At 36.1% G+C, this 14,040-nt stretch carries 5 protein-coding genes; all 5 read right to left on the reverse strand.

Features of this window, described 5'->3' with window-relative positions; genetic code table 11:
* Position 1: 1 nt before the first annotated feature.
* The 5 genes from AAYQ05_RS09135 to AAYQ05_RS09155 all read right to left on the reverse strand — a co-directional run bounded on the left by AAYQ05_RS09135 (position 2) and on the right by AAYQ05_RS09155 (position 13,881).
* On the reverse strand, positions 2-568 hold the full coding sequence (locus tag AAYQ05_RS09135) for a hypothetical protein (protein ID WP_343542815.1): 567 nt from the start codon (positions 566-568) through the stop codon (positions 2-4).
* Positions 565-10,368 carry a SpvB/TcaC N-terminal domain-containing protein gene (locus AAYQ05_RS09140; protein ID WP_343542817.1) on the reverse strand — a complete coding sequence of 3,268 codons (9,804 nt, stop codon included), beginning with the start codon at positions 10,366-10,368 and terminating at the stop codon, positions 565-567. The genes AAYQ05_RS09135 and AAYQ05_RS09140 overlap by 4 nt, the downstream gene beginning before the upstream one ends.
* A 69-nt stretch (positions 10,369-10,437) precedes the next feature.
* On the reverse strand, positions 10,438-12,405 hold the full coding sequence (locus AAYQ05_RS09145) for a T9SS type A sorting domain-containing protein (RefSeq protein ID WP_343542818.1): 1,968 nt from the start codon (positions 12,403-12,405) through the stop codon (positions 10,438-10,440).
* Positions 12,406-12,436: 31 nt separating this feature from the next.
* Positions 12,437-13,168 (reverse strand): porin family protein, encoded by a 732-nt coding sequence (locus tag AAYQ05_RS09150; protein WP_343542819.1) that lies wholly within the window; start codon positions 13,166-13,168, stop codon positions 12,437-12,439.
* 11 nt (positions 13,169-13,179) lie between these two features.
* On the reverse strand, positions 13,180-13,881 hold the full coding sequence (locus AAYQ05_RS09155) for an outer membrane beta-barrel protein (RefSeq protein WP_343542820.1): 702 nt from the start codon (positions 13,879-13,881) through the stop codon (positions 13,180-13,182).
* Between the last annotated feature and the right edge of the window lie 159 nt (positions 13,882-14,040).

A 14,040-nucleotide genomic window follows, 5' to 3' on the forward strand; every position in this document is an offset into this window, starting at 1 on the left:
TTTATAAAATTTTATTACTATTCTCTATAAGCAAATCATAATCGGGTTTAGTAACATTTTTTAAAACTAACTTATAAAAAGGATCTAATGAATTTTTAGGTTTTACTACAATTGTTAATTCACCATTTGCATAAGTACTTATCGAATCTATATAAAACATACCGGATTCAGCTTCAATCTCTCTTTTAATATAAAAGGGTCCTTCATATATACCTATGAAATTACTAAAATACATATAGATAACTTGATCGTCAAAAAAAAACCTCACAAAAGATATCTGATTATTACGTTCTATAAAACCTTTTGTTGTGTAGCAACTGACTCTGATTTTTTTTGTATTCGATAACAAATTTACGTTACTGATACCTTTCGGATTAACCAATTTGATTGCAGCCCAATAACCTAAAAAAGGAAGCGAAACAAGGAGCGCCGTTTTAAAAAAATCAACAATCTTCTTATTAAAATCTATTCCCCATAAATCCAAAGAGCCTAATATAAATATTAGAATAAATGCTCCCAAAATACAACACAAAGCTAATTTATTAGCTTGTTTAGACAACTTTATCATTTATTAAATGTTTTAACTACTTTTTCTGTGATTTTTACGATCGGTATCTCTACCAAAACTCCAAGTTTTGCTCCAATTTCGAGACCCAACATTTCAGTGCCCTTTATTACCAAATTTCCTTTTTTAGCATCAAAATATATTCCAACGTTTGCTGCAGCACCTACACATTCAATACACCCTCCTTTAGTTGTTGCCATTTTAAAACCAAAATAAGTTACTCCAGAATTCACTTCTCCTTTAAATGCTCCTGCTTCAGCACCTCCTCCAAAATTAAATCCATATTTCCCCGTCTCTCCTGTTAATATACCATTATCTGCAGTTGCTTCAGCATATAAAACAGAGCCTTCCGCATTATAGAAAATATTAAAGTCTTCAGTGCCTAATCTATTTTTCGTTTCCCCGTGAATCCCTCTAGCTTTTGCAGAAAGTGACTTAGAATATCGACCGCTTACATTTTTACCTTCAACATTAAATAATTTCACATTACTTTTAGTGGAAAAATTCTTTTTTTCTTTATTATAGCCAATAGTAACACCCGAAAAACCTTTTGAATCAGAATTCACGTAATCCCCATGTCTTCTATAAAAACCATCCTGTTTAGATAGATCAAAATCTTTTTTCTTACTCGGTGGATCAATACTATCTTCTCCTTCTAAACCTGTTGGATCAGTAAAACGAACTGGGTTATTAAAATTGAATACATAAGTACCATAAGCTGGCATTTTCTCCGCCAAAGGATCAATATTCAACCATAAACTAGTCTTCGCGTCATAATACCTCGCTCCATAATAACTCAAATTAGTCTCCCTATCCAACTCCTTACCATTAAACAAATAAGGTGAAGAGAAAGATGATAAATGCTCCTCAAAAAGAACCTCCCCAAAAGCAATATATTCCACATGCTGTGAAATAGAGCCATTTTTGGTGGTAATATACGAAGTACTTCCTAAATGATCCGGGTGAAAATAGAAAATATCATTTTCTGGCATTCCTATTCCGGTAAAACCTTCACCAGATTTTACGGTTTCTGGTTCTATAGGCGGGCCAAATTGTACTGGCGGACCAGGAACATCTCCGGGTGCATTGAAAACTGGATTTCTTGGCCAGCCTGCTGGAGGTTCTTGGTTTTCTTCTACGGGTTTTAAAACTTCACTAGGATAAGAATCTCCCGTAAATTCTGGCGTGGCATAAATACCTTGTTGTGTTGGAGGTCCGGGAGGCAATCCTAGACTCCTCACATAAGTATCTAATGCTTTTTGCTGTTCTGCTGTCAGTTTGCCGTAATTGACACCTCCTGCTGTTATTTTTAAAGGCTGTGCAAAAGTTCCGTTGCCCAGTTTACTTACAATTCGCCCTGCTCCTTCAAAATAGTGCTTGGTAAATTTCCCTTTGCTTATTACAAAATATGGCGAAACATAACCTGTGTAATCATCTGTATGAACAATGGTTGCGGCTGTTTCACCGTTTATGGCTACATTCTGCGAATCACCTGAACTTTTTATTACTCTTTCTCCTCCTGCATCATAAGTATATTGGTGAATTCTTCCGTTATCGTTAATTCCCATTAAACGGTTTTCTTCGTCCCAAGTCATTTTTCTGAAATTCTTTTCTTCGGTATAGCTTGTCGGGTTTCCATTTCCATCATACACATATTCTCTTGGCTGTACTTTTCCTGCTTCTGCAATTTTGTTCGGTGCGTTAGGGTGCAGTTCGTTGTCGTAATTATAATCTAATACATATCCTTTTTGCTCATTATTTACAATATGCACCAAATCTTTCTTAGTAATATTATGCATTTTGTTATAGCTCATATTCAGCTCATAACTCGCTTTGGTAAACTCGCCTTGATAAACTGCTTTAGCAGATTTTAAACGGTAAAAATCATCGTACTGGTATTCGTGCGAAGCAGTTCCTCCCAAAGTATTATTAACGATTGGCGCTGTATTTTTTATACTCAATACATTTCCGACCAAATCATAACCGTAGGCATTATTCATAACCTGTCTTGAACCGCTTTTTACTTGCAGCTGCTGTAGTCTGCGCATAACAGGATCGTAGGTATAATTGGTTTCGGTGTCGTTTCCGTATTTTAAATATTTGCGCTGTTCAAATTCATCATAACTCAATTGTTTGATGTAATCGTAGGTATGGCTTTCTTTTTTACCCTGCATGCTTTGCAAGTTTCCTGCACGGTTATAGGTATATTCTACCACTTCGCCATCTGGATATATCATTTTCTGGATTCTGTTCCAAGTATCATATTCGTATTGAGAAATATAAGTCTGTATATCTGTAGGCGTAATACGAAGGGTTCGAATTTCTTTTTCCACCTCTCCTAGTTTACCATAGAAAAATTCCTGACCACCGCTGGCATCTTGTACAAACCACAATCTGCCTCGGCGAGATGGTGTGCCGTCTGCTTTACCATAATTGTACTGCATGTTGTTCTGCGGGTTTTTAGGATATTTGATACTCTCTAAACGGTTGTAATTGTACACGTATTGTATAGCGCCACCATTAGGAACTGTATTTTTAATGTCTTGTGTAATACGAGTAGTCAAATTACCTGCTAAATCATATTCCATTTTCGTTGTTCCAGCGTCTGGATGCGTAAATTCGATGCGTCTTCCGAGCCAATCGTACGTACTTTTGGTGATATGATCCATGGCATCGGTAACTTTGATCATTTCGCCTAATGCATTAGTATCAAATTTCGTTGTCAAATCGTTTTGCATACTGGCTACATTCTGTCCTGTAGCATCGGTATACGTTGTATTGGTTTTGTTTAATGCGTCGGTTTGTGTAGTTTTTAATACTGGAAGACCATCATAACTTTCCAAAGCGAAAACTGTAGTATTGGAACTTCCGTCTGGCAAGGTTACTTTTATGGGGCGGTTTACCTCATCATAGTCTGTTTTCGTTGGTGCGATAGTAGAAACTGCCGTACTGAAATTATTGTCTAAAGTTGTACTTGTGGTTGGGTAATAACTGGTTATAGCTCTTCCTAATCCATCATAAATTATTTTTCCAGAAATAATATGCGCTTCTTGATCGGCGCTTCCTGCAGCGGTAAATAAACTGGCAGTTTTTTTAACCTGCAAAGCTCTTCCTAATCCGTCTGTATAAGTATAAGTCTCAATATCTTTATCCAATTCTGGATCGTAATTTCTGGTTTTGGCATACGGCACTTTGGCTTCTGGGAAATACTCATAAGCAATCGTATACGGTTTACCCGAAGCAATTTCATAAGGCGCACGAATCGTTGCAATACGGCCTTTTGCATCCAAAGTATAATCTGTACTTTGATCGTTACGGTCTGTTGTTTTAACTGGTACTCCAAAACGGTAATTGTATTCCATTTTGTTTTGATAACCAAAAGCATCTTTAATCTCCGTCATGTACTGATGATTTTCTGCATCGTATACATATTCTAAAGTCATACGCTGGTCTTTGTGATTTGAAGGACCTGTAATTTTCTGCAAGTTTCCGTATGCATCGTATGCGATATCGGTAATCGCAATTTTATCTGCTGAAGCGTAATTTTTAATCTGCGTTACTTCGGCAGTTGTCGTATTGATGGTTGTCGCTCTTTTTCGGCGTAGACCATCGGTTGTAAATACTTCTAATTGTTTTGGAATACCGCCATAATAAGGCGTTGTGCTTTCGTAATAACTGATTTTTGCGGTTACTTTATCAGCTGCAGCACCGTTGCCTAAATCTTCGTATTGAACGATATTTCCGTTAGCATCGTACGTATTAAAAGTATTGGTTTCCAGATAATCGCTTCCGCCTTCATAGACTTTCTGATTGGCATGAATTAATCCAACAAAAATACGTTTGGCATCGCAAGAAGGTAAATTCAATTCTGAAACGGGAACGCTCGCCTGTGTTGCCACATCTATAAAACTATATTCATTTTCAGACTCCTGGCGCATTTTTCCGTTTTTATCTAAAGTATAACTGTGTTTCAACAGATTTTTTCTGAAATAATCCTGATTGTAAAATTCCTGAACAGTCGTCATAAAAACCGAATTGTCTACCGCATCAATCTGCTCTTGAATTACTTTTCCGAAACCGTAAAACTCTCTTTCACGACGATCCTGATAACCGTCTTCGTATCTGAATTTGGCAATAGAATGATCAATTCCGTCACCAGTATGTCCGTCAAAAACATCAACACTTTGTAAAACCCATTTTGCTGAAGGGTTTTCGTAGCTTGGTTTTAGTAATTCGTAATCTACCGTATAACTGTTTCCCGCGCCATTTGTAACGCTTTTTAGTTTGTTGGTTCTTTTGATGTTGGACAATTGTGCTGTTAAATGACCATCATCTTTAGAAACTACATAATCTAAATTTCCATCGCCGTCGATATCCATAAAAGTACCTTCAGAACGGTTGGTACTCCAGCCTTTACTTCCTCCTATTGTTGGTGTAATACGTAAGAACCAAGCAATTATATCCAATGATACATTTGCATTTAATCCATAACTCACGCCTTTATTCTGACTCATTTCTGGAAATCTAGGATACACAACCGGCGCATCAAACGAGTTTCCTAAGTTTAAAGAAACCAACATAGTGCTGCCTACATATCTAATCTTATCTGCAAGTCCGTCACCATTAATATCCATAAAAGATTCATCACTATCCGACTGTGATCTGGCATAATTGGCTCCACCAGAAATTGATCCCTGTTTAATGCTGTATCCTAAACCTGCACTCCAATCTGTAGAGTTTCCTTTGTTGATACTCGCTAAGTTCCATTTTTCTGCTGGCAAAAAGCCGTAACCTGTATTTAAAAACACATCTCCAGATTCTGTTATTTTATCTGGCAGTCCATCGCCATTAATATCACTATGAATCAGTACAGAACGGTCCTCACCTTTACCCTGTGAAGCACTCACAGAAATGCTGTTTCCTCCTTTTTCAGCTTCTTTTGAGGCCGTTTCTTTTGCAGAATCTCCTTTTACTTTCGATTTTGCCACCGTAACACTCATAGAATTGGATGGCGCACCGTGACTGTAGCTTCCACCAAAATTAGGTCCTTCAGAGCTTGTTCTAGAATGACTGAAATTATCTCCAATATTTACGATTTGGTCCGAAACTTTTCCGACAGGCGCTGTCAATTGTATATTTCCTCCACGAATATAATCTGGAAAACGGTCACCATTAAAATCGCTCATGGTCTGGGTCATATACGAATCTCCGTCAATCGATTTACTGTATCCAAAACTTGCTGAACCTCCTGCAGAAATTCCCCCAGAAATACTTTTACTTTTACTTTCGCTGATCATATCTAAAGCAGAAGTGCTTCCTCCCTGCAGATTCGGAAGAGTAAAATCGGTATAATCAGCAATATCATCTTCTCCTAATCTCGATGTCCCGATGGTTTGTCCTTTAATGTAAATTCCTTCTTCTAGACCTTCCCATTTGTATTTACTATAAGACGGATTTAATGATACAAAATAACTATCAGCAATTTCATAACCTTTTCCATCATAATTGTCAGGATCTGTATTGTTTAAATCCGGTTCTGTATTGTAAGCATCTGACTGTTTTAAAAGCGTTTGATCAATAGTATTGGAAGCTAAATTTCCGTTAATCACAAATCCGCCCCATTGACGATGGTACAAACCGAATGTTCTTTCATCAGCGTTTAAAAGACTATAAATGGCAAAATCATCTGTTGCAGTATTTGAAATTACATCATCTGTTAAATCGGCTATATCCTTTAAATCGGTAATCTGAACTTGAATATTTAAGGCATTGGTTTTTGGATAGTTTTTAATAATGGTCACAGACTGCGCATTAGAAACCGTCATTTCCAATTGAATTGGAGTTCCTAAAACAGCATCAGGATAGTTGACCGCATTATCAAAAGTATTATTCACTAAAACCATGGTTCCTGCTGTGATTCTGTAACGATTGCGTGCCAATAAAACATTATTTTGTTTAGCCGAAATAATTACATCTCCATTATAATTATTAATATTTCCAGGATATTGGAAAGGTGTCGCCAACACTAAATCCTGTGGCAATATGCTTAATTTTACTTTTCCATTTACTGTTGAAGTTATTCCTGGAATATTATAATTTCCTTCTCTTTTATTGTATAAAGTATGTGAAACTTCCATAGGAACTTCTTCTGCAACACCACCTACATAAGCTGGCACTGTAACCGTTGGAGCAAAAGAAATAGTTTGCCAATTGATGTTGGTTTCGGTTTGAAGAGCCAAATTAATCTGCGTTTCGGCTTCAAATGCAGGAAGATTTACTGACGCTAAATTAAATGATGCTACTTCATTTGCTAAAAAAGTCTTTTCAAAAACAACTACAGCTGGATTGGTTTGATCCAAATAGTTTTTCGTAATAACCAATTTAATATGATCTGATGTTACTGGTTTGTTTAAAATTCCTTTTAATACAACGTTGCCAGCAATAGCAATTGTTTTTCCTGCAACAGAACTGCTGAAAAAATCTACATTTGCATTATATGAAGCCAAAGAATACTCATTGACATCTTTTAAAGTGGCAGAAATTATAAAATCGGTCTCCGTTACATTTCCACTTAAACCGCGGTCAAAATGTTTTACTTGCGAATAAGTGACAACAGGATTCCAATTTACAGCATCAAAATTTCCATCCTTTACCGAACTTACTCTAAAGTATAGTCGTTCTCCTTTTTCTACAGCAATTCCAGTATTTTGTTTCGTTTTAATGGCATAATCTTTTGGACCGATCGCCTCATTCCAAAGCAATTGGTTTCCTTTTTGAAAATACAAACGAACACCGTCTGCTTTATCATTTCCTGCATTATTTACATATGCTGCACGAGCTTTTATTCCATCAGGAGTGGTATCTTCAATTAATTGGTATTGATGCGAAACAGACACTATTCCTTTTACAGGCGCTTCCCACATACGCACCACATCATGAAGTGGATTCTGTTTTTCGATTTCTTCTGCAGAAATCGTAGTAAAACCTGGAATTGTTATATCTCCTCCCCCAAAAACAGGCGAAGGTGTTCCTGTACTGCTATTTCTAAAAGTTGGTACTCCATTCTCCAATCGGTTATAATATACTTGTCCGTTTTTAACAAAATCGACCAAACCGTCTCCATTAAAATCCATAAAATACGCTTTAGTTTTATTGGTAGATCTTTGCTGATCGTAACCAATATTTCCATATTTCAGATTTAAGTCGACACCCCAATTGAATGAAGTTGATTTTGAAAATCCAACATCACTAATATTAATTTCTTGTAGTTCACCAAAACCTAATTGTCCCGAACCAGCCAAATTTTTTCGGTAATAAACACCATTTTTATTCTTGAAAACTTTGTCTGGTAATCCGTCACCATCTAAATCTTCTAGACTTACTGCTGTATCAGATGATCCCCAACTGTTTCCTCCGTGACCTCCAACCGTAAAGCCTTTCAAACTTCCTGCATTAGTTGCCAAACCAATTCCAAGACGGTAGCTTACGCCATTTGTAGCTCCTTCTGAACTGCTGACTAAAGAGTGTTTTCCTGAAAAAAGCACATCGCTGAAAGCTGGAATCGAGCTATTTTTTAAATTATCATTTGGAACATTCCAAACTTGTTCTGCTCCAAACGGACTGTATTTTCCTGATGCGTCACGAACATCATCAAAGTAATCTAATTTATTCGTATAAAACAGTTTAGACTCTGAATCGTATTCTGAAATGGACTCTAGCAAAGTCTTTTTGAAAGCACCTTCTTTAAATTTCAATTCGTAACTGCGAACCAAGTCATTTTTGTAGCGGACTTCTATTTTCCGTAATAATTGATTGTTCAGCTGTTTAAAACCTAATCTGGCCGAAACCTGAACATCTGTTCGGTTTGCTTCACCAAGATCTGAGTTTTTTACGAAAGTGACACTGTAATTTCCTTTTTGCGATCCAGAACCAGTATAATACACTTTTTTAAGATACAATTCGCCATCGCGTTTGTCGTATTCATACTCCACTGTATTCCCTTTTAAATCGACTTGAAGACAAAGTGCCCAATGTCCGATATTTCCATTTGCATCCTGCAAAACACCATTTGCAGATAATCCAGATGGTGTTCCGCCATAATAACTCGCAACACCACTCTTATCTTTTACAACCCAATAATAATTTTTAGGAGATGATCCTTTACGGATAATCTGCTGAAAAGCACCTTCTCTTCTTGGATAAAACTGCTTATCAGCAGTTCTGGCAATCCATTCTGCTCTATGTGAGTTCGGAATCAAAGCTTCTCCTGCAACAGCATAACTTTCTGTTTCATTAACTGCATCATATCTTGGTGCTCCCCAGCGTGTTTCAATACTTACTGCCGGCGCCGAAATATCCCAGCCCATTCCTGCCCAGCTGTGTCCGCCATCACTATCATACTGTAAGTTAAAAGACGGTTGCATACCTCCTCGCCCATTCGGAATAACGATGGAAAAACCTGTACTCATGGTTCCTCTTCCGTTTGCCGAAGGCGGTGCAATAGATTGGATTCCTACCAAGGGACTGGCCGCTTTTAGATCTTTAATGCTTGTTGGCGTGTAACCCGAAGTTTCAGGCGATTCGGGCATTTTGATAATTCCCGCAATAAAATCTGTGAAATGGGTTGTTTTGGCCTTAATAATTCCTTGTTTGATGTCAAGAGAATCTTTGGTTACTTCCTGCCAAAGACGTTTGTTCTCGTCAAAATAAAATACATTGATGTCTTTTTCTGTATAACCTTCGGGAATTGTTTTTTTATCGTAAGGAAGTGAAAGTGTTACGGCTTTCTCAAATATAGTTCCGTGTGGCAGTAAACGAAAACCTGCATTTACAGCGGTCACATTTACCATTGCCGAGTTTAATGGCGCAATATCAATTTTACGTAAACCGCTTACCGATACTTTTACATTATTTTTTAAAGCTCCGGCAGGAAAAACAGCCAAGAAATCTTTATATTCTAAAGCATTAGCTGTTTCAAAATTGATGATTTTTGAAACACGTTCTTTTGCACTCTCAATTGGTCTGAAACTTTCTACATTAGAAAATTGCTTTACTTTTATTTCTTCATTTAGAATAACTCCCGAAGCAGTTTCCTTTAAAACTGAGAAAGATTCTCCGATCTTTTCAGCATCCAAAACCAATTCAAATTCCGGCTGAGTGACATCTACCGCAATTCCGGCAATAGTCATTTTTTTTAACTGAGAAGGAAAATTAGTTCCTTTGATATATAATTTATCAGCTGCTTTTAAAAGCGTAAAATTGGAATTCTGATTTCCGTTTTTATATACTATTCGTACATTTTTAATTTTGTATCCATTCGCAGTTCCTTCAGGCGCTGTAAACAAAAGCACGTTATCTCCTTTTCGCAATGATTTTTCAGATAATAATTCAGACTGACTAGTCCATGCTTTGTTATAAGACAAAAATTGCCCGCCAATACTGGGCTGGTTATTTAAACTTCTGGAAATTGAGGCTGCTTGATCGTAACCGAATAATTCGTATTCTAAATAAGCGTTTTCATTTTGTGCGGGAAGTTCATCTACTTTTAAATGAAAAACATTATCGTAGGCATCATCAATATCCTCAGGATTGTCAACCCCAATTATACCTTCTTTAATATCAGCTGCGAATAACTTTGTGGTTTTATTTTCACTTTTTTGAACAACCGTAGAATCAGAGACTGAAACCTCCTTTTCTTCCACTGTGTTTTCAGAAAACAGAGAAGCTATTTTATATTCGCTGATATTAGCGGCAAACAAAAATGCTCCTATTAAAAATACCAATACTATAATTCTATTTTTCATAAGTAGATTAAATCGATTTGAGGCAATCGGTTTATATTATTGAATTTGACAAATACTTTCTTTGTCTAGCTATTTCACAATTACTTTAAAAGTCTTATTTCCAAAATCTGAACTCACATTAACCAAATACATTCCTGACGGTTCTTTTATATTATCTTCATGCAGGTAAGTTTCAATCTGATTGTATTTTTTCTCTTTTAAAAGTGATCCCGTCAAAGAATAAATACGAATCGTTACGTCGGTCTTTTTAGGAAACTGCATCGCAATTGCAAACTTTCCGTCTCGAGTTGGATTCGGATATAAAATCAGGATACTAGAATCTGTAATTTCTTTTCCATCTGTCGCTACAGCAATCATTTTAGACGTTTTACATTCCTGCCCGTTTATTAATCGAAGTTCATAATTACCTGGTTGATCGATTAATATCTTCGGATTGTCATCTATAAAATTCCCTTCATAAAACCATTGGTATTGATAATTTCCAGACGGCAGAGCTGCACTGGCATCCAAAAGAAGCGCATTTCCATCTGTCAGCAGATACTCTGATTTTAGATTAGGAAAAGTTCCTTCCTTATCTGCCACAAATACGGTTTCTGAATACAGATTTCCTTTTTTATCTTTTACGATATAATCATAAGTTCCTGATGAAAGCTGCACGCCGGTCTGACTTTTTGCAGCTTGACTCCATTGTTTTACAACTGCTTCACTGCCTTCCTTTTTAACTGTAACCGTAAAAGGAGCTTCTCCACCTTCAATGGTATAATTTAATTCGCCAGATCCTGAAACGCCGCATAAAGCTTCGGTTATCCAAACTCTGCTGAACATTTGCGGCGCTACTTTTAAGGTAAATTTTGCTGTCCCAGATTTCTGTTTATTCCAGTCAAAATCTTTTAAAACCAATTTTTCTGTGCTGGAAGTACTTCCTAAACGAATGTATTCTGAATCGTTTTCATCATAAGTTCCCTTTCCAGAATAATCAACTAAAAGCCAGTAATAAGTGTCTTTTGGCAGTGTTCCTTTTATAAAAGCAGGATTAAATGTCCAGTCTAAACTAAGATCACTTGGGTTCGCATAATCCAGCTGCCATTCTCTAGAAACTCCGATTGGTTCTCCTTGCTCTTGCTTTTTAACTAAGAGATTCTTTCCGTTATCGCTCCAAAAAGCAAAATAATCATTAGGAATCTTGTCCGATTTACTTTTTACTTCAAACGTCATCATTCCTTCTTCTATCATATTGCTGCTTTTGGTTTGCAGCAAACCGCTCGCGTCGTCACGTCCGACTGCGGTAATTGACGACGTAAATCCTTTGTGTTTTTCGGCATCCCAGATCTTTTCTCCTTTACTGTTTAAATAGTTTTTATTGTCAAACTGAGAAAGTGAAATTCCGTATTTAATGGCTAAATAACTCGCCGCTTTCTGCGTTTCTAAACCAGATAAAACGCGGTTGTAAATCAAGATTTCGCTTATGCTTCCTTTAAAATCTTCTGGCGGCAATTTCTCCATTTTTGATTTCTGGCCAATAGTTAATGAAGACAGTTTTGCAACGCTATCAGTTACATTCTGCTGAAAAAAATGAATATTGGCTTTATGAGGTTTGATCTTTTCCTGATAAGACTGGTAAGAATATTTTTTTAAGTCAACCAAACGTTTGTTTGTCGCAGCCGAGATTATTTTTTGAGGATCATTAATTGTCCATAAAAATTGTTCTTTCAGACTGTCCTTTACTTTGTATACCATAAAAAGGGTCTGGCGCCTTTTACTATCTGAGCCAAGAGGCACAATTAAAGAATCCAGATCCGTATCAATAACAATACTGGGATTAAAATTAAAAGCAGCGCCATTGTATTTCTTTACAGGCACCTTTGCTTCTTTATTGTTTATGAGACTTTCCCAATAGTAACTCTCTCCCGTATTTCTGGATTTAATCCAAAAAAAAGGTTCTGAAACTGCTCCTGGAACTATTTTTTCCTGCGAAAAGACAGCATTCACAATTAGAAATGCTGTTAAGTTTACCAATAAAAAAATCCTTTTATTCATATTCTAAAGTGATTTTTATGATGATGTTTTTTTAGAAATTTCCTAAATCATCAAAGTCAAATGAATAACCAATAATTAGTGAAATACTATTGATTTTATTTTTGTTTTCGCTGTAACGATGTCCATTTTCTTCGGTCATTAAAGCATCTGTAAGCCCCAAAGAGTATCTTGCTCCAATAGAAAGATTATTGCCAAATTCATATCCTGCAGATAAAACTCCGTAGAAATAATTTTTACCCGTCAAAGATTCTTTCAATACTTTCTGAACATTGGCATCTGGCTCAAAATAAACACCAGAATCTGCAAATAATTCCTGTGCGTTTGAAGAGTATTTTATATTATCACTCGCAATATTAAATCCTACATAAGGCCCAACGCCAATATAAAATCCTTCGACAGGATAATATTTAAACTGCGCTCCGACATTGATATAACTATAACCAAAAGTCATTTTATATTTGAGTCCTTTTACATCTTCGTAATTCAAATCGGTTCCCTGACCTGAATAGGAGATTTCGGTCTGAATAGCAACTTTTGCATAAGGATATTTCCAATTAATAAACAAACCGCCCATTCCTCCAAACTTGCCTTCTTCTTTTAAAGTATAACCTTCATAAATACCTTTCGGCACTATCACATCTGGAAGATTGGACATTTTAGAATAGATTCCGCCGCCAAAAAGACCATACGTAATTTCTCGATCACCCTGCGCCAATAAAGATTTTGTGCTTACTAATAAAAGAAGCAAAATAATTTTTTTCATTTTTTTATAAATTACCATTCGTGAAAACTGTAGCCTAACGAAAAACAAAAGACACTGCTTTTATTTTGATTTTCGATAAACTGAAAAGATGATGCATTACTCTTAATCATGTCCTTTACGCCTAGATAATAGCGAAAGTCAAAGTGTATGCTTTTATGAAGTTCATAGCCTAATGCAAAACACAACGAAAAATCATCGTCTCCATCAAGACCATCTTTATAAAACTGTCTCGTGGCAACATCGTACATACCACCTGCTTCATTAGAATTATATGTTATATCGTTGGGAGATAAATTGATACCATAAAAAGCACCGGCACCAAAATTTAAACCTTCATAAGGATAAACTTTATATAAAGCACCGATTTGCAGAAAAGCATAATTTAATCCGAGTTCGAATTCTTTTCCAACGGCATCTTTGTAAGTCACTTTTTCTCCTGACTGTCTAAATAAGATTTCCGGCTGAATGGCAACTCGTGTATCATGAAGTTTAAAATTTAAAAAGAAACCGCCTTCTAAGCCAAATTTTCCCTTACTTTCCATAACACTGTTATCAAAAGTATTATCTCTCCCTTTTATGCTCTCTGGAAGATTACTGAAGGTGGAGTGCAGAACACCAAATTTTAATCCGTAGGTAATGTTAGTTTCGTTTTGACTGTAGATTGGGGCACTAAAAAAAAAACTAAAAATTATTAAGTGTAATATTACTTTCATTAGCAAAAATTTCTGCGAATATATGTATTAATTTTAGCTTACAATTAAAAAAATCCGATAAAAGGCACAAAAAATCCGATTATATACCTAATTGCAGGTAATTTTTGTTTTCAGGATTACTTAGACATTTGCTTGAGTGTCACAAATAAATTGTATTAC

Source organism: Flavobacterium movens, assembly GCF_039581425.1.
Lineage (GTDB): Bacteria > Bacteroidota > Bacteroidia > Flavobacteriales > Flavobacteriaceae > Flavobacterium > Flavobacterium luteolum.